This window comes from Pseudoalteromonas sp. RW-H-Ap-1 (assembly GCF_048318575.1).
GTDB lineage: Bacteria > Pseudomonadota > Gammaproteobacteria > Enterobacterales > Alteromonadaceae > Pseudoalteromonas.
Genome location: NZ_CP166996.1, coordinates 270,188 through 289,997, shown reverse-complemented (window position 1 = coordinate 289,997; position 19,810 = coordinate 270,188). Strand labels below are relative to the sequence as shown.

At 41.3% G+C, this 19,810-nt stretch carries 23 protein-coding genes, 3 tRNA genes and 1 riboswitch; of the genes, 7 read left to right on the top strand and 19 right to left on the bottom strand.

All coding sequences use genetic code 11. From position 1 onward, the window contains the following. The first annotated feature begins 510 nt into the window (after positions 1–510). Both AB8618_RS01325 and AB8618_RS01320 read left to right on the top strand, forming a co-directional pair. Positions 511–1,059 carry an SRPBCC family protein gene (locus AB8618_RS01325; RefSeq protein WP_409424536.1) on the top strand — a complete coding sequence of 183 codons (549 nt, stop codon included), beginning with the start codon at positions 511–513 and terminating at the stop codon, positions 1,057–1,059. Beyond that, positions 1,028–1,909: a TIGR03899 family protein gene (locus AB8618_RS01320; protein WP_409424535.1), complete on the top strand. Its 882-nt coding sequence runs from the start codon at positions 1,028–1,030 to the stop codon at positions 1,907–1,909. Before AB8618_RS01325 ends, AB8618_RS01320 begins: the two co-directional genes overlap by 32 nt. Before the next feature lie 42 nt (positions 1,910–1,951). On the opposite strand, the gene AB8618_RS01315 is transcribed toward AB8618_RS01320, so the two are convergent. From AB8618_RS01315 to AB8618_RS01280, 8 genes are all read right to left on the bottom strand, one after another. After that, entirely contained in the window at positions 1,952–2,722 is a 771-nt protein-coding gene (locus tag AB8618_RS01315) for a TIGR04219 family outer membrane beta-barrel protein (protein WP_198522488.1), read from the bottom strand. Positions 2,723–2,725: 3 nt separating this feature from the next. Then, positions 2,726–3,712 carry a DUF2333 family protein gene (locus AB8618_RS01310; RefSeq protein WP_178954815.1) on the bottom strand — a complete coding sequence of 329 codons (987 nt, stop codon included), beginning with the start codon at positions 3,710–3,712 and terminating at the stop codon, positions 2,726–2,728. 8 nt (positions 3,713–3,720) lie between these two features. Further along, positions 3,721–4,230 (bottom strand): copper chaperone PCu(A)C, encoded by a 510-nt coding sequence (locus AB8618_RS01305; RefSeq protein ID WP_413401191.1) that lies wholly within the window; start codon positions 4,228–4,230, stop codon positions 3,721–3,723. Positions 4,231–4,308: 78 nt separating this feature from the next. Next, the gene (locus AB8618_RS01300) at positions 4,309–4,635 is read right to left on the bottom strand and encodes a hypothetical protein (protein WP_008115505.1); all 327 of its coding nucleotides are present in this window, start codon (positions 4,633–4,635) and stop codon (positions 4,309–4,311) included. Between the two features lie 10 nt (positions 4,636–4,645). Further along, positions 4,646–4,852, bottom strand: coding sequence for a PspC domain-containing protein (locus AB8618_RS01295; RefSeq protein ID WP_409424531.1), 207 nt, complete (start codon positions 4,850–4,852; stop codon positions 4,646–4,648). 10 nt (positions 4,853–4,862) lie between these two features. After that, entirely contained in the window at positions 4,863–5,543 is a 681-nt protein-coding gene (locus AB8618_RS01290; protein WP_413401190.1) for a PspA/IM30 family protein, read from the bottom strand. A gap of 261 nt (positions 5,544–5,804) precedes the next feature. Further along, positions 5,805–6,737 (bottom strand): tRNA dihydrouridine(20/20a) synthase DusA, encoded by a 933-nt coding sequence (gene dusA / locus AB8618_RS01285; RefSeq protein WP_413402916.1) that lies wholly within the window; start codon positions 6,735–6,737, stop codon positions 5,805–5,807. A 123-nt stretch (positions 6,738–6,860) separates the two neighbouring features. Then, positions 6,861–7,481 carry a MarC family protein gene (locus AB8618_RS01280; protein ID WP_008115498.1) on the bottom strand — a complete coding sequence of 207 codons (621 nt, stop codon included), beginning with the start codon at positions 7,479–7,481 and terminating at the stop codon, positions 6,861–6,863. A 92-nt stretch (positions 7,482–7,573) separates the two neighbouring features. Here AB8618_RS01280 and AB8618_RS01275 point away from each other — a divergent pair, with 92 nt between their 5' ends. The 3 genes from AB8618_RS01275 to AB8618_RS01265 all read left to right on the top strand — a co-directional run bounded on the left by AB8618_RS01275 (position 7,574) and on the right by AB8618_RS01265 (position 8,964). After that, entirely contained in the window at positions 7,574–8,008 is a 435-nt protein-coding gene (locus AB8618_RS01275) for a transcriptional repressor (protein WP_413401189.1), read from the top strand. Between the two features lie 63 nt (positions 8,009–8,071). Next, entirely contained in the window at positions 8,072–8,539 is a 468-nt protein-coding gene (locus tag AB8618_RS01270; protein WP_413401188.1) for a chemotaxis protein CheX, read from the top strand. Then, positions 8,536–8,964 carry a secondary thiamine-phosphate synthase enzyme YjbQ gene (locus tag AB8618_RS01265; protein WP_138623654.1) on the top strand — a complete coding sequence of 143 codons (429 nt, stop codon included), beginning with the start codon at positions 8,536–8,538 and terminating at the stop codon, positions 8,962–8,964. Before AB8618_RS01270 ends, AB8618_RS01265 begins: the two co-directional genes overlap by 4 nt. Before the next feature lie 187 nt (positions 8,965–9,151). Here AB8618_RS01265 and AB8618_RS01260 read toward each other — a convergent pair. The 4 genes from AB8618_RS01260 to orn all read right to left on the bottom strand — a co-directional run bounded on the left by AB8618_RS01260 (position 9,152) and on the right by orn (position 10,433). After that, positions 9,152–9,227, bottom strand: a tRNA-Gly gene (locus AB8618_RS01260). Between the two features lie 125 nt (positions 9,228–9,352). Next, a tRNA-Gly gene (locus AB8618_RS01255) sits at positions 9,353–9,428 on the bottom strand. A gap of 208 nt (positions 9,429–9,636) precedes the next feature. Beyond that, positions 9,637–9,712: transfer RNA gene (locus AB8618_RS01250), tRNA-Gly, on the bottom strand. 175 nt (positions 9,713–9,887) lie between these two features. Next, positions 9,888–10,433, bottom strand: a complete 546-nt coding sequence (gene orn / locus AB8618_RS01245; protein ID WP_008465098.1) for an oligoribonuclease — start codon at positions 10,431–10,433, stop codon at positions 9,888–9,890. A 122-nt stretch (positions 10,434–10,555) separates the two neighbouring features. Between orn and rsgA the strand changes: the two genes are divergently transcribed. Together rsgA and asd are read left to right on the top strand one after the other, a co-directional pair. After that, positions 10,556–11,614 carry a small ribosomal subunit biogenesis GTPase RsgA gene (gene rsgA, locus AB8618_RS01240; protein WP_413401187.1) on the top strand — a complete coding sequence of 353 codons (1,059 nt, stop codon included), beginning with the start codon at positions 10,556–10,558 and terminating at the stop codon, positions 11,612–11,614. Between the two features lie 14 nt (positions 11,615–11,628). After that, the gene (asd, locus tag AB8618_RS01235) at positions 11,629–12,495 is read left to right on the top strand and encodes an archaetidylserine decarboxylase (protein WP_008115486.1); all 867 of its coding nucleotides are present in this window, start codon (positions 11,629–11,631) and stop codon (positions 12,493–12,495) included. 92 nt (positions 12,496–12,587) lie between these two features. Here asd and AB8618_RS01230 read toward each other — a convergent pair whose 3' ends face one another. The 7 genes from AB8618_RS01230 to AB8618_RS01200 all read right to left on the bottom strand — a co-directional run bounded on the left by AB8618_RS01230 (position 12,588) and on the right by AB8618_RS01200 (position 19,722). Beyond that, positions 12,588–13,385 carry a HesA/MoeB/ThiF family protein gene (locus tag AB8618_RS01230; protein ID WP_413401186.1) on the bottom strand — a complete coding sequence of 266 codons (798 nt, stop codon included), beginning with the start codon at positions 13,383–13,385 and terminating at the stop codon, positions 12,588–12,590. Beyond that, a complete protein-coding gene (gene thiE, locus AB8618_RS01225; RefSeq protein WP_413401185.1) occupies positions 13,369–14,895 on the bottom strand; it encodes a thiamine phosphate synthase in 1,527 nt (508 codons plus the stop codon). Before thiE ends, AB8618_RS01230 begins: the two co-directional genes overlap by 17 nt. A 21-nt stretch (positions 14,896–14,916) precedes the next feature. After that, positions 14,917–15,708 carry a thiazole synthase gene (locus AB8618_RS01220; protein ID WP_008115481.1) on the bottom strand — a complete coding sequence of 264 codons (792 nt, stop codon included), beginning with the start codon at positions 15,706–15,708 and terminating at the stop codon, positions 14,917–14,919. A gap of 5 nt (positions 15,709–15,713) precedes the next feature. Further along, a complete protein-coding gene (thiS, locus tag AB8618_RS01215) occupies positions 15,714–15,908 on the bottom strand; it encodes a sulfur carrier protein ThiS (RefSeq protein ID WP_409425539.1) in 195 nt (64 codons plus the stop codon). Between the two features lie 6 nt (positions 15,909–15,914). Then, the gene (locus tag AB8618_RS01210) at positions 15,915–16,916 is read right to left on the bottom strand and encodes an FAD-dependent oxidoreductase (protein WP_413401184.1); all 1,002 of its coding nucleotides are present in this window, start codon (positions 16,914–16,916) and stop codon (positions 15,915–15,917) included. A 109-nt stretch (positions 16,917–17,025) separates the two neighbouring features. Next, positions 17,026–18,978, bottom strand: coding sequence for a phosphomethylpyrimidine synthase ThiC (gene thiC, locus AB8618_RS01205; protein WP_413401183.1), 1,953 nt, complete (start codon positions 18,976–18,978; stop codon positions 17,026–17,028). A 141-nt stretch (positions 18,979–19,119) separates the two neighbouring features. Continuing rightward, positions 19,120–19,226, bottom strand: a riboswitch (TPP riboswitch). A 97-nt stretch (positions 19,227–19,323) separates the two neighbouring features. Beyond that, positions 19,324–19,722 carry an META domain-containing protein gene (locus AB8618_RS01200; protein WP_283235058.1) on the bottom strand — a complete coding sequence of 133 codons (399 nt, stop codon included), beginning with the start codon at positions 19,720–19,722 and terminating at the stop codon, positions 19,324–19,326. Positions 19,723–19,810: the final 88 nt, after the last annotated feature.

The window sequence follows — 19,810 nt, the reverse complement described above, 5'->3', positions numbered from 1 at the left end:
GTTGATATAGCACAAAATGAAAGCACTGATTAAAAATTGTTTACCTTTATCGCAACTAAAACAGACAAATCATCTAAGCTGATTACTGCTAATGTCTGCTTTTAGATTTATTTAAAGTAGATAAAATAGATAAAAATGATCGGCTCTAGGGTCTGTTGACCTTTGCGGATTAAAATTTGTTCAAACTAGGGGCGGTTTAATCGCGGCGCGAGGTTTGTAACCTAGTGGGCTAAGTCAAAACCGAGTAACAAAGAGTAAATCGCCCCTAGGCAGAACCCTTCGGGCAGCGCCTGTTTGGCATTGATGCTGCGTTATCGCCTATTTATGGGGAATAACCACACCACATAAGCTCTGCCTTGCCTAAATACCAAACAGACTGCTGCAAATTCAACCTTGAAAGGTCAACAGACCCTAGGCTAAACTATTAAATAAGCTGTGATTATTAACAATTCATAGACGCTGTAATATTAAAACCAATGAGGCATACCTATTAAACTACTTAAACAATTAATGCTGTTTTCAGCCATCTTACTGTTGGCGTTTGTTATTGTGGGATTACTTTTACCACAAAACTATCATGTGCAAAAAAGCATTAAAATAAATGCCCGCCCTCCTGTTATAAAGTCATTAGTGGAAGATTTTACTCAGTGGTACAAATGGTCGCCGTGGCAGCAAATAGATCCCAATATTGAATTTAGTATTGGTGAACCTAGTGCTGGTGCGGGAGCCTATCAATCTTGGCAAGGAAAGTGGGGGCAAGGCGAAATGACAATCACTTCATTAAGCGCCAATGAAGTTGTATTTAATGTATTATTTAATCAAGAACATATTATTACTAGCCGATTACTATTTAGCCCCCATGCAAAAACTGTAACCTGGCATATAGAAGGACAAGCAACTGTGCCGCTTATATCTGGCTATGTTGCTATATTTGCTGAAAATATATTAAGCAATATAGTCACCCTAGGGCTAAATAACTTAAAGACGGTAGCCCAACTCAGTGATGCACAAGCAATAATGGAAAGCCATGACAGTAAAAACCGCACAAGCCAGAATTAAACTTGCCAATATTATTGAGTCACTGTTAGGTTACTCGGTTACAAAAGTGAGTAATACGACTGCAGCTGATGAAAAAACCTATAATACGCAGGGTAAATCAAAGTCTCTTTATCGTATTAATAGCGAGCATTCAGTATTAGCTCGAGCACAAAAAAGACAAGATCTACTGCTAATAAAACAACAACAAAATATCGAGACTATTTTAGCCTTGGCAATGGAATTTTGTCCTGATGTAGCCTGCGCTAAACAACCTGATGCCGATTGGGTAGAACACTTTATTGCCTTATGTGAAGATACCTCAAATCAATCTATGCAAACATTATGGGCAAAAATTTTTACTGGCGAAACTATTAGTCCAGGTACCTTTTCTATTAAAAGTTTACAAACACTTAAACACATGACCCAGCGCGAAGCGGATTCATTGAGAAAATGTGTGTCTATTTCAGGGTATAACGAAAAAGATAGTAGTCACCTAATATTTTTAGGCTATTACAAAAAACCCTCGTTATTTGATTTATTAGGTAAGGGAAATAAAGTGTCATTAAGCATAGGTAAAAGCGGTGTGAGCTTTCCTGATGTATTAACCTTAATGGACTTAAATTTGTTATACCGTAAAGAAATTGAATCCGCTGCATTAAAAGCAGGACAAGAGATAACCCTCTCCTTTTTAACTCAAAAACTAACTTTAAAAGCAAAAAGTAACGATTTAGTACTGAGCTATTATAAGTTTACCCAAACCGGTGATGAATTGTTTAGACTAATGAATTATCCAATTAATAAAGTGTACAAACAGTTAATTGGTGCAGCATTTGAAGGGGAATTTGAATTAGTGTGGCACACTTCAAAGTAACTAAAAAAAGCCACACGAGGTGGCTTTTCGAAAAGTCGGTGCTTAAAAATGAACTTGTATACCCGCAAATGGGCCTGATGCATCAATATCAGTATTAATATCATCTACATCATCAAGTTCTAAAACCATAGAGCGGTAGCCCGCTTTAACCGCAACATCAACCGCTAGGTTATCAATCAACTCCCAAGCAATACCCATTTGGTAATCTCGTACTTTACTGTCATCAATAGCTAAAAAGCTACCTTCAGCAAAAACACTTAAACCACTAAATGGTAAACCTGCTTCAAAACGTCCATATGCTAAAGGAACTACACCTGAGAACTCTTCTATCTCAGTGAAGTTAGCACCACCTTGTTGTGATGTACCCGTTACCACAACTTCACCATCAAACTGCTTAGCATTAATACCTAAATCAATTGAGATTAAGTCGTTATCAAAAATTTCATAGTAAAGAATATAATCAATGTGCGATAAGTCAGTAACTGAATTAACATCAGTACCTACAACATAATCAGTGCCATTAAAAGTAAATGTATCTTCAAGTTGTGTTGCGCCGTTTAGTTCAAGCTCAGTGTATTTTAGTTTTAAGTTTGGTACTAGCGGTACTGGATGCTCAAGTGCGGCGTAATAGCTAACAAAAGTCTCATCTTCAAAGTTGAAGTTTTGTAGGGCATTATTATTATCAGAAAAGCCACCATCATTATCTGCTTTCCAACCATCAACTCCTACATATAAACCTAATACAGTGTCGGCTTGTGCTACAGGTGCTAAACATGCCATTGATAAGGCTGCTGCTATACAATACTTTTTCATTTTTTATCCTTGCGCTAATAATTCGCTAAGTTCAATCAGTGCCGCATTGGCTCTAGAGATATAATTTGCCATAACGAGTGAGTGGTTGGCGACATAACCGAATCCGTTGCCGTTTAGAATTATTGGGCTCCAAACCGTTTCTTGAGTCGCTTCAAGCTCGCGTATAATTTGTTGTAAACTAACACGGGCGTTCTTTTTATCAAGTACTTCGGCAAAATCATATTCAACTGCTTGTAAAAAATGCAGTAAAGCCCAAGTAGCACCGCGTGACTCATAAAATACATCATCAATTTCCCACCACGATGTTTTTACTTGTTGTTGTAATGGCGTATAAGTAGCTTGAGTATTTGAAGAATTGCCTGCTAAATCGGTATTTACTTTGTCTTGACCTACACTCGCGCTCAAACGCTGGCTTAAGCTACCTAAGCGTTTTTCTGCTTCTTTTAACCAACTGCGTAAATTATCTGCACGTGAGTAAAACTGGCTATCGCGCTCATGCTGATTCGCAATTTGAGAACGGTAAACTAATAAGTAATCAATACCCTTTTGATATTCGCCCTCAGCACTTGGCCATGCCCATGCTTCAGAACTAATATTAAATTGTGGCTGTGCTTTTTTAAGCGCTTCGTGCTCAGTTGATTGTGACTGTGAACGACTAAAATCTTTTCGCATTGATAATGCTAAATCACGCACCATTTCCAACGCGCCATACTCCCAAGCAGGCATGTTGTCCATTATTACGCTCGGTGGCAGTACATCATTTGATAAATAACCGCCTGACTTAGTCAAGAGAGTATCAGCGACGGTGATAAGTGTTGAAGTGGTTACATACCCTGTTACTGGTTTTTCACTACGTTGCTGTGCTTGCTGTTTGGCATTTTGTACCACATCAAAACGTGCAGGCTCTATGCTCCAGTACACTGCAATAGCGTAAAATACGACAAACAATAGTACCAATGCCGTTATTATTTTTCCTTTATGCTGTGACATTTATCCCCCTAATGATGACTATGATCTTTCGATACTTTTACCGGCCCAGCTTGCGATGCTAGCGAAACTACTTTCGCATTGGTGAATACTCGATTCCCGTCTTCAAAATATAGCGTGAGTTTGCGTTCTTGACCTACTTTTAACGGCTCTTGCGGTTCAAACACCATTAAATGATAGCTCCCAGGCTTAAAATCGAGTTGCTGATGGGCCTTAATAAGCAGTGATTCTACTTTTTGCATTTTCATCATGCCATCAGCGTGGACGTGCTCATGAATCTCAACACGACCCAACCCATCTAAGGTCGCTCTTGTGAGTGTTGCCGGCACATTACTATGGTTTTCAATACTGAAATAGCCCACGCTGGCTTTGGTGGCCGGTAAAAACTCTCTTACTTGTGCATTTGTTACTTGTAAATGCGCAACAACACTATCGTGCTCATGTCCTTCGTGCGCCAATAACGAAGACGAAAAAACACCCACTATTAACGCACTTGCACTCAAAATACATTGTTTAATCATCAGTAAAATCCTTGTTAAAACAAAAAAATATAGCCCAAATCTATCATAATTCCCTAATATTAGGCAGCTAATTTAAGTTCAAGAAGCTACTTTTTTGTTATCTGCGATTAACCAGCACAACCCTGCCACAAACAATAATGGCCAAGCAATCATCAATGATCCGAATAAAAAGGCTAATATAGTTCCAGCCAGTGCCACCATCGCCGCGCCAACAAGCCCCATAGTTACTAAAGCTGCAATCGCAATAACAACAATAATAGCGACTAACGCTCCAATGAGCTCAATACCTGTCCAGCTAATATCTGAAATCCACAACGGAAACTGCCATACATCAAAATGAATTATCGAACCGCTATTAATTAAAAATAATGTAACAATAAGTAGGCATACGGCGAAAGTTTTCATGTTATTCCCCTTACACTGTTTTTTCTTCAAGACAACAGTGTGCTATTAAATAACCTAGCGCCACTGCAAACGGAAAACTTAAGAATAATAAAACGGTGACTAATCGAGTAGACCATACCGGAAAGTCTAACCGGTAGGCTAACCCACTACAGACACCTGATATTTTTTTGTTAAGCGTATTTTTATACCAACGACGATGCGTATTAAAATTATTCATAACAATCTCCTTAGGCTGTTTGTTTGTTAGCAGTATTTAAACTCGCTTTTAAACTTGCCAGTTCTGCATCAATTTTTTCGTTTTTAACCAGTGACTCAATTTGCGTCGCAGTATTGCTCGCTGTATCTGTCAGTTCATACGCTTCAACTTGCGATTCAACACTCTCAACGCGGCGTTCAATTTGCTCAAATCGTGATAAAGCAGTGGCCACTTTATCGCTCTGCAGCTGAGTATTTATCTTTGCTCTTGCCTCAACGACATTTTCACGCTTTACAAGTTGTGCTTGCTTAGCTTTAGCCTGTGTCATTTTTTGCTGTAGGCGCTCACAGTCTTCTGTGATTTTTACAATTGATTGCTGCAATGTCTCAAGTTGTGTTTGTAAGCACTCTATGTTTTTTTCAATAACGTGTTTTTCAGCTAATGCTGATTTAGCTAAATCGTCACGATTTTTTGCAATGGCATGTTCGGCCTTTAATTGCCAATTTGTGAGCGCTTGTTGTTTATTACTTATTTGACGCTTAATATTTTTTTCTTCACATAATAGTGCCGCTGCAGTGCTACGACACTCATTAAGTGCCTCTTGCATTTCGGTTAGCATCAAATTAAGTAGTTTTTCTGAATCTTCAGCTTTATCAAGCATAGCTACGATATTTGCTTGAATGACGTCGTTTACGCGATTAAATATACCCATGTTATTCTCCTGATGATTTTTTATTTATACATCAACAGGATTCCAAGAGTTATGCCAACAACTTAAAATTATTTTATTTTCATTAAATATCAATAATTTAAATTATTTTTGGTAGGTAAATTAATGACTAGCCACTGAATACAATTAAGTCAGATTAGCTAATAAATTACATTTTTGACTAAAATTTGGGATCAAAAAAAGCCACCTGAGGTGGCTTTTTCTATAAAGAGGATCTGTTACGCCAATTGCATTAAATTGGCATTACTCGGGTACGTAACTTAGTGCCTTATCCATAACGCTTAAATCAGCCTGCTTACCATGACCATTTTCAGATAAGTGGCGTCTAAAACCACGCGCACCAGGTTGCCCCTGAAAAATACCCAACATATGGCGTGCAACATGCCAAAAGTTAGCCCCTAAACGCATCTCTTCTTCAATGTAATCATACATAGAGCGTACAACATCATGTCGAGACTGAGTGTTAGCAACATCACCATAAATTCTTTCATCTACTTCATTAAGCATAAATGGATTACTGTAAGCCTCTCGGCCAACCATAACCCCGTCTATGTACTGTAAATGCTCAAGGCTTTGCTCAATGGTTTTAACACCACCATTAATACTTAAATCAAGTTGTGGGTAATCTTTTTTAAGCTGGTAAACGCGGGGATAGTTAAGCTCAGGAACTTCGCGATTTTCTTTCGGGCTCAACCCTTTTAGCCATGCCTTACGGGCATGAATAATAAAGTCATCACAGCCAATTTTATGTGAAGCCTCTATCAAAGCACATAAAAACTCATAAGAATCTTGCTCATCAATACCAATACGCGTTTTCACCGTAACCGGAATATTCACTTCACTCTTCATTGCAGCAACACACTCTGCAACTAAATTAGGCTCGGCCATTAAACAGGCACCAAAACGTCCATTTTGCACGCGATCTGACGGACAACCTACATTAAGGTTTATTTCATCATAACCACGCTCACCAGCAAGCTTGGCACACTGTGCTAGCGCTTGCGGATCTGATCCACCTAATTGCAATGCCACAGGGCCTTCGTGCTGATTAAAATGCAAGTAGTCACCGCGGCCGAATAAAATAGCACCAGTTGTGATCATTTCAGTGTAGAGCACGGTGTGTTTCGTCATTTTACGATGAAACGTACGACAGTGGCGATCAGTCCAATCAAGCATGGGTGCCACGCTAAAGCGTCGATTTAAAGTACGTTTATCCAAAATGTGATCCTCAAAAATTTATAATTTAAGCACAGCTTAAACGGCGCTGCATTTTACACAAAAGCCCTATGCGCAGCAATATTAAGCAAACACTTGCAAGCCAAAGTATTGTGCAATACCGTTTAAAATATTAGTCACCGCGACTGAGCTTAAAATTAACCCCATAATTCGACTAATAATACTCGCCCCACTATCACCTATTATTTTATGTACATGCGTAGCAAGTAATAACAAAATCAGTACCACCACTAAAACAGCTAACATCATTGATGAGGTAATCATTTGTTCAACCCAAGTATATTCCTCATTGCGTGTCATTAATACCGCACCTAACATGGCACCGGGACTGGCTATTGATGGGATAGCGAGCGGAAAAATAGCGGTTTCAGTGCTGTCTCTAACACTTTTAATTTCAGCTTCAGGCTTACTTTCACCAAAGGTCATGGAGAGTGCAAAAATTAATAAAATTAAACCACCTGCTATTTGAAATGCCGAGAGCGGAATCTCAATCACATTCAGTAATTGCTCGCCAGCAACTACAAAAAATAACAGCACTAAAGCAGACACACCCACGGCCTTAAAAATCACTTTACGCTTAAACTTGTCGTCATCTCCACGAGTTACGGCGATAAAAACCGGGATTGTGCCAATTGGATCGATAACCGCAAAAAAGAAAATAAATATAGCCAATAGTTCATGCATTAATGAGTACCTTTTCATTAAATCGGTTAATAAAACGCTGCAACTACAATACAGTATGTTAGTATATCACGGCAGCGTAAGGATGAGAGAAGATGAATATAGAATCACTCGTAAGTAAAGCAAAACAAGTGTGCGACAACCGTGGTGCGCGATTCACACCAATTCGCGAGAAGGTATTTCGTTTATTGGCCAGTGCTCAAGGTGGTGTGGGTGCATACGATTTACTTGAACAATTAAAAGTCACTGAAACAGGCGCTAAACCTGCAACGATTTATCGTGCTTTAGACTTTTTAGCCGAACTCGGTTTTATTCATAAAATTGAAAGCACCAATGCATTTATGCTGTGTCATCATTTTGATCATATTCATCCTGTTCAGCTATTAATTTGTGATACCTGCGGTTTTGTTAAAGAGCTGCACTCAACAGTGATTTCTCATGAGCTCAATAACTTAGCAGCCGAAAGTGGCTTTGTAGTTTCCGGGCAAACAATAGAAGCGCATGGTAAATGTGACTCTTGTCGAGCATAGATCAGCGACTATAGCTATACTTTACGTATAACCTTTATCAGTACCAATTTAAGGATATCTAATATGAATGTAGAGTTCATTAATCCCTTTTTAACTTCTTTGATGAATGTATTGAGCACTATGGCTCAAACTCAGTTAAAACCAGGCAAGCCACGCATTAAAACCGATGAGATAGCCTGTGGTGATGTATCGGGATTAATTGGTATGGTTGGCCCTCAAACTCGCGGTTCATTTTCAATTACCTTCGACGAAAGTTTAGCGCTGACTATTATGGAACGAATGTTAGGCGAACGACCAGACGACGTAAATGAAGAAGTAACCGACATGGTCGGTGAAATAACTAATATGGTTACCGGTGGCGCTAAGAATTTACTAGGTGAAAAGGGCTATGATTTTGCCATGGCAACCCCCATTGTTGTGTCTGGTAAAAACCACACTATTACTCACAAAAGTGACGGCAAAAAAATTCTTATGCCGTTTACCAGTGACGCAGGTAATGCAAATATAGAAGTGAGTTTCGATAAGCTATGAGCTGGTCGCAAACCACAATTACATTAAAGCCTCGCTCGCGGGGCTTTCATTTAATTGATAACGACATACTTACTCACCTCCCACAACTGAGTCAGCTTAAAGTTGGTTTATTACACTTATTTATTCAACATACCTCTGCCAGCTTAACTATTAACGAAAACGCCGATCCGACGGTACGCATGGATATGGAAAGCCACTTTAATCAGTTTGTTCCAGAGCGCCAGCCTTATTATCGCCATGACTATGAGGGCGATGATGATATGCCTGCCCATATAAAAACCAGTACCTTAGGTTGCGAATTAACTATCCCGATTAGTCACGGTCAGTTAGCGCTGGGAACTTGGCAAGGAATATACTTAGGTGAGCACCGTGATCATGGTGGTTCAAGGCGTATTATTGCAACTTTGCAAGGCGAAAAGTTTTAGGTTTTAGGTTTTAGGTTTTAGGTTTTAGGTTTTAGGTTTTAGGTTTTAGGTTTTACAACACACATCGTTCGCATCCATTGAGTACTTCAAATCTAATAAAAAAGATTATATAAATTAAATTTATAATGATTCACGTCTGGATTGTTGTTTGCTTTTTAAGAATAAATATTTGGAAAGTAAATAAGATTGGAGCGGTACACGAGGCTCGAACTCGTGACCTCGACCTTGGCAAGGTCGCGCTCTACCAACTGAGCTAGTACCGCATTTAAAGTAGTCAGTAATTTGTCCGTTGGTGCGCGACGGGTCGCGTTCAACATTCTGGCAACTGAGCTAGTACCGCATTTAATATTGTATTCTAATTTTACTACAATTTCTTTTGGTGAGAAATTGGAGCGGCACACGAGGCTCGAACTCGTGACCTCGACCTTGGCAAGGTCGCGCTCTACCAACTGAGCTAGTGCCGCATTCAAAATAGTCAGTAATTTGTCCGTTGGTGCGCGACGGGTCGCGTCCTACATTCTGGCAACTGAGCTAGTGCCGCATTCAAAATAGTCAGTAATTTGTCCGTTGGTGCGCGACGGATCGCGTCCTACATTCTGGCAACTGAGCTAGTGCCGCATTATATCAACTTTAACTTTTTTGTCTTGTGCTGCAATTTCTTTGGTGAGAAATTGGAGCGGCACACGAGGCTCGAACTCGTGACCTCGACCTTGGCAAGGTCGCGCTCTACCAACTGAGCTAGTGCCGCATTCAAAATAGTCAGTAATTTGTCCGTTGGTGCGCGACATGTCGCGTCCTACATTCTGGCAACTGAGCTAGTGCCGCATTCAAAAAGTCAAAGCCCAAACACACTAACCCCGCGGGGGTTATCGTCTTGAGCGGGGCAGGATTCTACAATAATTAGGGGGCTTTGCAAGTATTTTTTATAAATTAAAAAACTTTTCTCGGTAAACCTTTAATTCCATAATCGAATCTTTAATGTCGTCTAACGCTAAATGCGACCCTTTTTTATTCACTTGAGCCAACACATCTGGTTTCCAACGACGAGCAAGTTCTTTAATGGTACTGACATCTAAATTACGGTAATGAAAAAAGTCTTCAAGCTCGCGCATATACTTATTCATAAAGCGACGGTCTTGGCCTATCGAGTTACCACACATAGGTGAAGCACCCGCTGGCACCCATTGCTTTAAAAACGCGAGGGTTTGTTCCACGGCATAAGCTTCATTAAACGTACTTGCTTTACAGCGTGCCGTTAGTCCAGATTTGCCATGCTGAGTTGTACACCACTCATCCATGCCATCAAGTAGTTCATCACTTTGATGAATGGCAATCGTTGGGCCTTCGGCTAATATATTCAGATCAGCGTCAGTGACAACAGTTGCAATTTCAAGTATTTTGTCAGTCTCTGGTTCAAGTCCGGTCATTTCCAGATCGAGCCAAATTAAATTTGATTTATTAATAGTCATAATTACCTTAAACGGTGCTTTTCTTTAGATCCAACGCATTTCGATATATCATATTAGCATCAATCGTCGAGCTAAAGCTTTTTTTGGCAAACTCGGCATTTAACTCAGGTTATAGGCCTCAAGTGGCAAAACAGAAAAAATTAAGTAAAGGCCAATCCCGTAGGATCAAGGCCAATCATCAAAAGCGTTTATCGAATGCCGATAAAAAACCGGCAAAAGTCGGCGCGCAAGAGTGGCAAACAGATAATTTAGGTCAAGTGGAAAATGCGATTGTCATTAGCCGCTTTGGGCAACATGCCGACGTAGAAACGCAAAATGGCGATGTTCTTCGCTGTAATATTCGCCGTACCGTATCAAATTTAGTATGTGGCGATGAGGTATTATTTCGTCGTGCAAAAGTAAGTGAAGGCGATTTAGCGGGTGTTATTGAAGCAACTCAAGAGCGGCGTTCACAGTTAACGCGCCCTGATTTTTACGACGGTGTAAAAGTGATTGCCGCTAATATAGATCAAATTTTAATGGTTTCAGCGGTACTGCCAGAGTTTACACCAAGCATTATCGACCGCTATTTAATTGCCTGCGAAGACATGGGCATTGAGCCGATTTTGGTGCTTAATAAAATTGATTTAATTGATGAAGCTGGTTTAAACGACATACAACAAATACTTGATATTTATCGTAAACTTAATTACCAGGTGCTGCTAGTTAGTAATATAACCGGCGAAGGCATTAATGAATTAAAAGAAGTACTTGTAGGCAAAAACAATATTTTTGTTGGCCAAAGTGGTGTGGGGAAATCTACTTTAGTTAACACTGTGCTGCCGGATGCTGAAATTTTGACTAAAGAAGTGTCTGAAAACAGCGGTCTAGGCCAGCACACCACCACAGTATCGCGTCTGCATCATTTACCAAGTGGCGGTAACTTAATTGATTCTCCGGGTATTCGTGAGTTTGGTTTATGGCATTTAGATGTTGAACGAGTCACTTGGTGTTTTAAAGAATTTAGAGAGTTTATAGGTGGATGCCGTTTTAGAGACTGTAAACACTTAAACGATCCAGGCTGTATAATTCAGCAAGCAGTCGCTGATGGCGATATCTCAAAGTTACGCTTTGAAAGCTATCACCGTATTTTAGAAACCATGGCCGATGGCCGTGCCGGCGCGCGTGCGCCTCGTGTATAATTAGGGAAAAACCTGTGAGTTTAGATAAATTTAAAATCGCCATGCAATATGCTATGCCAAAGCACTTTATTTCTCGTGTAGTAGGTAAGCTTGCAGCTGCAAAAGCGGGCGCATTAACAACAACGCTAATTAAATTATTTATTAAACAATACAAAATAAATATGAGTGAGGCTAAATATTCTGATCCAGCTCACTATAAAACCTTTAATGAATTTTTTACCCGTCCGTTAAAGGACGGTGCTCGTCCTATGGTTGAAGATGACGATATTATTATTCATCCTGTTGACGGCGCAATCAGCCAACTTGGCGATATTGTTGACGGCCAACTAATCCAAGCTAAAGGCCATGATTACAGCTTACAAGCGTTGTTAGGTGGCTCAGAAGACGACACAACACCGTTTTTAGGTGGTAAATTTGCAACTATTTACTTGGCACCAAAAGATTACCACCGTATTCACATGCCAATTGATGGTACGCTAAGCAAAATGATTTATGTACCGGGCGATTTATTTTCGGTAAATCCTCTTACCGCACAAAACGTACCGAACTTATTTGCCCGTAACGAGCGTGTAGTAGCTATTTTTGAAACTGAAATTGGCCCGCTTGCTATGGTCCTTGTAGGCGCAACCATTGTTGCTAGCATAGAAACTATTTGGGCTGGCACAGTCACTCCACCAGCTGGCAGTGATGTGTTTAGCTGGAACTACCCAACTAAAGGCGAAAACGCGATCACCCTTAAGAAAGGGGAAGAAATGGGTCGCTTTAAATTAGGCTCAACAGTTGTGCTTGCATGGGGTGCAGATAAAGCCGATATTTTTGATGATCAACGCCCTGAAACAGTCACCCGTTTAGGCACTGCGTTTGCAAAAATTGATGATTAATAAATAGTGTCAGTTGTCAGGCCGAAATTAAAAAGCACCGCGTTTATTGTATTGAACGCGGTGTTTTTTTGTAGACGAAGAGCTTGCTTACGTTAACAGCGAAGCTGCTCTTTACTCATACTGCTACACTCTCTACACGCTAAATTTTTAGCCATCTTAAAATGCTGTTGCTTTAAGCTTAATGCGTCAAAGGTTATAAACACATTCCCACCCAAATGACCTAACAACATATTAAGAGTTAGCTGTGCCTGCATAGAACCAATTACCCCAAGTAAGGGACTAATAACGCCCGCATTGTCGCAATTAACAACAGGGTTAGCATCACTTTGTGGAAATACGCAGCCATAGCAAGGGCTATCTGTTTGCCTAAAGTCAAAGCCCATTAATTGCCCTTGAGTTGCTAGCGCTGCTGCAGAAATTAATGGTATTTTGTTGTTTACGCAAAAACGATTGACGGTGTAACGAGTCGCAAAGTTATCAGAGCAATCAAGTACAATATCGGCGTTATTTAATAGTGCATCACTGTTAGCATCGCTCAACTTTTGCGAGTGAGTCACTATGTTTATTTGATTATTAAGGCTCGCAAGCACCTTTCCTGCTGCATTTACTTTTTGCTGCCCTAAGTGATTCACTTTGTATAGTATTTGCCGCTGTAAATTAGAGAGTTCAACGGCATCGTCATCAATTAATATTAGTGTGCCAATGCCTGCCGCTGCTAAATAAAGTAGCGCAGGACTTCCTAGCCCACCTGCACCTACCACAGCAACGGTTGCCGCTTTAAGTGTTAACTGCCCCTCAAGCCCCACCTCTTTTAATAATAAGTGGCGGCTATAACGTAGAGTTTCTTTGTCACTCAGTTGCTGCGTTTGCATATTAGCAGGCATTATCATTTATCACCGATTTTAAAGTATTAATTGCCTCTACATAATCATCAGCCTCGGTAATAGCACGTACCACAGCTACACTGCCCACGCCTGTTTTAGCAACCTCTTGCGCCCTATTTAAATCAATTCCACCAATAGCCACTGTAGGATAGCTTTGCATTAATGGCACAAATCGAGTTAGTTTTTCAAGCCCTTGTATCTGGCCTGTCATATCTTTGGTGGTGGTAGGGTAAATCGCGCCAAAGGCCATGTAGCTTGGGCGGTAATTATGCGCCCGAAGCATTTCATAAAAGCCATGGGTAGAAAGCCCAAGTCGCAGGCCAGCTTCTTTTATGGCCGCTAAATTTGCGCTCTCTAAGTCTTCTTGTCCTAAATGCACACCATAGGCGCCATGTTTGATTGCCAGCTGCCAGTAATCATTAATAAACACATGCGCATTGTATTGCTGACCCAAAGCGACCGCGCTTGCGACTAATTGTTCAAGCTCATCTTCGCTTTTGTCTTTAACCCTTAGCTGCGCTGTTTTAATGCCATTTTGTAGGCATTTTTCTAGCCACTCGATGCTATCGACTACCGCATAAGCGCCAAGCGTTTTGCTTTCACACGCAGCAAAGTCAGCTGCCATATTAAAATCTTGTGGTACATCAAAATCTAGTTCATCACCCAACCAGCTACCCGCTTCAATCACTTGAGGGTAATGCGCTAAGTCAGTCGGAAACGATGTTTGTGCAACAGGGCCGATCCCCTCGCCATAGCGAACTGATTGCTTCAAACCTTGGTTAATATAGGCCTTAGCTAAAATAAATGCATCTTTTAACGGATAGTCCTTTGCAAGGCATGCAGCAATAACAGACGCCATACTACAGCCAGTGCCATGATTGTGCGGAACCTGAATTTTTTCATTACCTAGCCAGTACTCTTCACTACCTTGTGAGCAGTAATCAATACAGTAACCACTTGGGTAATCCCAATGCCCGCCTTTAATAACCACCGCTTTGGCACCCCATGCCATTAGTTTGCTTGCTGCTTCTTTAATTGCTGCGGGGCCAATTAAATACACACCTGTTAATAACTGGGTTTCATGGGTATTTGGGGTAATGATATCCACCAGCGGTAATAGGCATTCTTTAATCGCGCTTACAGTGTCTTCTTCTGTGAGTAAATCACCGCTTGAGGCAATAGCCACCGGGTCATACACAATCACCGGCGGGGTTGGCCACTTCGCTTTGTAATGGCTAATATGCTCACTGATCAATTGAATTTGCTGCACATTAGCTAACATGCCAATTTTAATTACTTTGGCTTTCATGTCTTTTTCGAGTGCCAACAACTGCGACTCAATCACATCGGTCGAGACAGCATTAATCGCCTCAACGCCTAAACTGTTTTGTGCTGTTAGTGCGGTAATCGCAGTACAACCGTGCACACCAAAGCTTTGCATTGCTTTAATATCAGCTTGAATACCAGCGCCACCGCCGGAGTCTGAGCCCGCAACCGTCCATACTACATTGTTCATAATGACCTACTTCCTAATTTTTTACGTTTGATGCCAAAATGGCATACCCATGGTGGGGGTTGATGGGGCCGCAACATCTTTTTCAGGCATCGCTTTGGCGTTATAAGCAAAGCGCCCTGCTTCAACCGCTGCTTTAAATGCACGTCCCATAGTAATGGGGCAACCCGCGCCCGCTATGGCTGAATTTAATAATACCGCATCATACCCTAATTCTAAGGCTTGGCAGGCATGCGATGGTAAACCTAACCCAGCATCAACAATTAATGTGCTGTTAGGTAAACGCTCCCGTATCGCCTTTAAGTTATAACTATTTAATAATCCCTTACCGGTACCAATTGGCGCTCCCCATGGCATCAGCACCTCGCAGCCTAATTCATCTAACCGTTGGCAAAGCACTAAATCATCGGTGCAGTAAGGCAGTACTTTGAATCCATCTTTAATTAGAATTTCAGTGGCTTCAAGCAGAGCAAAAGGATCTGGTTGTAAGTTATAGTCATCGCCAATTAATTCCAGCTTAATCCAATCGGTTGCAAATACTTCTCGGCACATTTTAGCTAAATTAATGGCCTCTTTAACACTGTGGCATCCTGCAGTGTTAGGTAAAACTTTGAGCCCTGTATTCTTTATAAGTTGCCAAAAATCATCTCCTGCGGCTGCACTTTGCTGGCGACGTAGAGACACTGTAACAATATCCGCTCCTGAAGCATTAATTGCTTTTGTCATCGTCGCGGGCGATGGGTAAAGTGCAGAACCAATCAGTAATCTGCTTGAAAATTGCTCACCATAAATAGTGATATTATCGGGAGGTAACATAATGGTTACCCTCCTTGAATCGGAGATAACACATCAATGTAATCGCCATCATTGAGTGTGTAGTTAGCATGTTGTTCTTGAGGTATAAACTGGCCATTAATGGCCACTGCAAACGGCGCTTTAGCACCATACTCAATTAAACACGGTTTTAGTTCGCTACTTGTTAGGGTGAGCGCTTTACCATTAATTATTATGTCCATCATTCCTCACTCTATTCTGGCAACAGCATCAGCAACTAAACTCGGCGCGAGCATGTAGCCATGGCGGTATAATCCATTAATACTAATTACCTGCCCCAATTGTGTAACTTGCGGGCAGTTATCGCTATACGCAGGGCGAAGCCCGGTTTGAATATTTAACAGTCGAGCCTCGGCAAAACCGCTGTGCACTGTATAAGCGGCTGAAAGTAACTCCAACGTTGAACGCACCGTTGCCGCTCCGTTATCTTGAGACTCAATTTCGGTGGCACCAATCACATATTCATGATTCGGCTTAGGTGCTATATAAATAGGATAACGCGGATGCATTAACCTCACTGGCCGAGATAAATTAACCTCGGGAGCATAGAGCCTTGCCACTTCCCCGCGCACCCCTCTAAGTGGCCGATCTTGTTTGGCTCCAAGCCCTCGACAATCAATAATGTAATCAAACTCTCGATTATTCACTTTGTTTTCAAAGATGCTGGCGCGCTGATTAAACACAAACTTTACTTTGCGCTTATTAAGCAATCTAAAGCTGGCTTTGTAAAAGGCTTGGTTATCTATTTGTGCTTCACCGGGCAAAAATAGGCCTTGGCTAAATCGACCAGCCAGCTCAGGTTCTAGTTGCTCAATTTGCTGCGCATTGACTGCTTCAGCACTAAAATTTAGTAACGGCTTTATTCGCTGCGCAAAACTTTGTAAGTCGCCTTTATCCTGCGGGTGAGCAACCACTAGGGTGCCTTGTTGTTGAAAAAACACCTCACTATTTAATTGATCTAAAATAGCAGGCCAACGAGCAATAGAATCCACTCCCATTAAAGCCAATTCACGTTCGCACATAACAGACTCAGCTAGGGGTGCCAGCATCGCCGCGGCCACTTTGCCGGCACTGTTCTGAGTATGTTCATCATCGACTTCAAATACGGTAACACGATGCTGCTTACTTAACTCAAGCGCTGCCAACCGCCCCGCTAAACCAAAGCCCACCACAGCAATATCATAAAACATAAGCACTCCTACATTTAGCTACGAGCTGCAAGCCTCTGGCTTCGAGCAACAAGATGCTAAGATAAACATTTCGCTACTCGATGCTCCCAACCTGCAACCCGCAACCTATTTATATTGCTTTGTGGTAAATCTCTGAGCCTGTTTGCTTAAACTCTTCAGATTTAGCTTTCATCTCGGCTTCTACATCAACCATTTTTATTTCAATGGCATCGCCCACGTTATTAGGGTCAATACCGCGTGCTTGTAGATCTTTGGCGTAGTCGCGTACTTCTTGGGTTATTTTCATGGAACAAAATTTAGGGCCGCACATAGAACAAAAATGCGCAACTTTTCCTGATTCTTGCGGCAGTGTTTCATCATGATATTCACGGGCGCGAACAGGGTCTAAACCAATATTAAATTGGTCATGCCATCGAAACTCAAAGCGCGCTTTTGATAGCGCGTTATCTCGCTCTTGTGCGCCTGGGTGACCTTTAGCTAAATCGGCCGCATGAGCGGCAATTTTGTAAGTAATAAGACCTTCTTTTACATCTTCTTTATTAGGTAACCCTAAGTGCTCTTTAGGTGTTACGTAACACAACATCGCACAGCCATACCAAGCAATCTGCGCAGCACCAATCCCTGAGGTTATATGATCATACCCTGGGGCAATATCGGTGGTCAGTGGACCTAAAGTATAAAACGGGGCTTCGTCGCAATGTTTAAGTTGCTCATCCATATTCGCTTTGATCATATGCATAGGCACGTGTCCTGGGCCTTCAATAAACACTTGTACATCGTGCTTCCATGCAATTTTTGTCAGCTCTCCTAAGGTGCGAAGTTCACTAAATTGTGCCTCGTCGTTCGCATCGGCAATTGAGCCCGGACGTAAACCATCACCGAGTGAAAAACACACATCGTATTGCTTTAAAATTTCACAAATATCTTCAAAGTGAGTGTATAAGAAGTTTTCTTTGTGGTGCGCTAAACACCATTTAGCCATAATTGAACCACCACGTGACACAATACCGGTTACGCGCTTTGCTGTCATTGGCACATAACGTAGCAGTACACCAGCATGAATAGTAAAGTAATCAACGCCTTGCTCTGCTTGTTCAATCAGGGTGTCGCGAAATATTTCCCAAGTTAGGTCTTCTGCTACGCCATTGACTTTTTCAAGTGCTTGGTAAATTGGAACAGTACCAATAGGCACTGGCGAATTACGTACCAGCCATTCACGGGTTTCGTGAATGTAACGCCCTGTTGATAAATCCATTACAGTATCGGCACCCCAACGGGTTGACCACACCATTTTTTCAACTTCTTCTTCGATAGATGAACCCACTGATGAATTACCTATATTGGCGTTAACTTTAACTAAAAAGTTACGACCAACAATCATAGGCTCGGTTTCTGGGTGATTAATATTGTTAGGTAAAATAGCGCGTCCACGAGCAATTTCATCGCGAACAAATTCAGGAGTAATAAACTCAGGAATACTCGCGCCAAACGACTCCCCTTTATGCTGCGCAGCTAGTAACTCTTCACGTATTTGCGCACGCCCCATGTTTTCACGTATCGCTACATATTCCATTTCTGGGGTGACTATTCCTTGGCGAGCATAATGCATTTGCGTGACATTTTTACCCGCTTTAGCACGGCGTATTTTTGGTAAATGTTCAAAGCGAATATGATCTAGCCCATCATCAGCCATACGCTGCTGTGCAAACTGTGAGGTTACCGACTCGAGTATTTCGGTATCATTACGGCTCTCAATCCATTGTTCACGGTATTTATTAAGCCCCTTACGTACATCTAATTTAAACTCAGGGTCGGTATACGGGCCTGATGTATCGTAAACACGCAGTGGTGCATTTGGCTCATACACTGGGTTTTGCTCATCACCACCAATAAAAGTATCGCTCAATGTGATTTCACGCATACCCACACGTACGCCTTGCTGGCTACCTGCAACGTATACTTTATGAGAGCTTGGAAACGGCTGACCGGTTAAGTTATAAATATAATCTGATGCGGCCGCACGAGTTTCGCGACGGGTGGCTTTATTTGTTGTATTTGACATGACTTACCTCATTGCTAAAGGGTTGTCTTGTCAGATATTCCGCTGAGGAATAGAGAAAGATCGTAAAGTAGCTTTATGCGACTTTGCGGCCTAAAATGGAGGTTGCTTTTTTGTGCGCATAAAAAAAGACGCACAAGCGTCCTAGTTAGGCAGCTTGTTCCCTACGCAGGTATTAACCTGATCAGGTTCACGGATCCCGCTTTCGCGATCTCAGCCTAAATAAAACTTAGGCACTCCGACAAGTATTTGAATTGTTCGTTGATTTGATAAGTTTTGATCAAATCTGCGATGAGTGTACGCCAGTTGAAAATTCCCTGCAAGGGGCTGTTTTTCAAAACTCAAAAATTATTTTGGGATAAACACAAATTTTTGTTCAGCTTGCATTACCAATGTTTGGTCTTGCATATTAAGCACAGCACCTTGCTGCAGAGCTTGTAAAAACTGTTGCTCAAACTCATCCAATTCAGGGCCACATGACTTACGTGTCATACCTAATTTACTTACGCTCAAGCTACTATCTTCAAGTGAGCCTTCACCAAAGAACTTATTACATCCGGTAAAGCCGTTTATTTGTAGCGCATCGATAAAGCTCATTGATGCTTTAAAGGACGCGGGAATGGCCAAATCATCAACCTTTGATAATTGCCATTGTGTATATTTTAGCTGCTCAGTGGTAACTGTCCCTGTTGATGCGCAACCAACACATAAACCGATTATAAGCATCGGTATTGCTGCTAATTTCATGTTATTACAAACTTAGTGTCTAATTAATGTAATAGTATCAATATTTGTCAGGTTTATCCGTTAAAAATGCATATTTTAAATGTAAATT

Bases quoted from the DNA above. Each gene is read 5' to 3' on its own strand.
- thiC (WP_413401183.1), bottom strand. From the start codon at position 18,978: ATGTCAAATACAACAAATAAAGCCACCCGTCGCGAAACTCGTGCGGCC.
- AB8618_RS01270 (WP_413401188.1), top strand. From the start codon at position 8,072: ATGAATGTAGAGTTCATTAATCCCTTTTTAACTTCTTTGATGAATGTA.
- dusA (WP_413402916.1), bottom strand. From the start codon at position 6,737: ATGCTTGATTGGACTGATCGCCACTGTCGTACGTTTCATCGTAAAATG.
- orn (WP_008465098.1), bottom strand. From the start codon at position 10,433: ATGACTATTAATAAATCAAATTTAATTTGGCTCGATCTGGAAATGACC.
- AB8618_RS01210 (WP_413401184.1), bottom strand. From the start codon at position 16,916: ATGTTTTATGATATTGCTGTGGTGGGCTTTGGTTTAGCGGGGCGGTTG.
- AB8618_RS01305 (WP_413401191.1), bottom strand. From the start codon at position 4,230: ATGATTAAACAATGTATTTTGAGTGCAAGTGCGTTAATAGTGGGTGTT.
- AB8618_RS01265 (WP_138623654.1), top strand. From the start codon at position 8,536: ATGAGCTGGTCGCAAACCACAATTACATTAAAGCCTCGCTCGCGGGGC.
- AB8618_RS01230 (WP_413401186.1), bottom strand. From the start codon at position 13,385: ATGATAATGCCTGCTAATATGCAAACGCAGCAACTGAGTGACAAAGAA.
- AB8618_RS01310 (WP_178954815.1), bottom strand. From the start codon at position 3,712: ATGTCACAGCATAAAGGAAAAATAATAACGGCATTGGTACTATTGTTT.
- AB8618_RS01290 (WP_413401190.1), bottom strand. From the start codon at position 5,543: ATGGGTATATTTAATCGCGTAAACGACGTCATTCAAGCAAATATCGTA.
- thiS (WP_409425539.1), bottom strand. From the start codon at position 15,908: ATGGACATAATAATTAATGGTAAAGCGCTCACCCTAACAAGTAGCGAA.
- AB8618_RS01320 (WP_409424535.1), top strand. From the start codon at position 1,028: ATGACAGTAAAAACCGCACAAGCCAGAATTAAACTTGCCAATATTATT.
- AB8618_RS01325 (WP_409424536.1), top strand. From the start codon at position 511: ATGCTGTTTTCAGCCATCTTACTGTTGGCGTTTGTTATTGTGGGATTA.
- AB8618_RS01280 (WP_008115498.1), bottom strand. From the start codon at position 7,481: ATGCATGAACTATTGGCTATATTTATTTTCTTTTTTGCGGTTATCGAT.
- AB8618_RS01295 (WP_409424531.1), bottom strand. From the start codon at position 4,852: ATGAATAATTTTAATACGCATCGTCGTTGGTATAAAAATACGCTTAAC.
- AB8618_RS01300 (WP_008115505.1), bottom strand. From the start codon at position 4,635: ATGAAAACTTTCGCCGTATGCCTACTTATTGTTACATTATTTTTAATT.
- AB8618_RS01200 (WP_283235058.1), bottom strand. From the start codon at position 19,722: ATGAAATTAGCAGCAATACCGATGCTTATAATCGGTTTATGTGTTGGT.
- AB8618_RS01220 (WP_008115481.1), bottom strand. From the start codon at position 15,708: ATGTTACCTCCCGATAATATCACTATTTATGGTGAGCAATTTTCAAGC.
- AB8618_RS01315 (WP_198522488.1), bottom strand. From the start codon at position 2,722: ATGAAAAAGTATTGTATAGCAGCAGCCTTATCAATGGCATGTTTAGCA.
- thiE (WP_413401185.1), bottom strand. From the start codon at position 14,895: ATGAACAATGTAGTATGGACGGTTGCGGGCTCAGACTCCGGCGGTGGC.
- AB8618_RS01275 (WP_413401189.1), top strand. From the start codon at position 7,574: ATGAATATAGAATCACTCGTAAGTAAAGCAAAACAAGTGTGCGACAAC.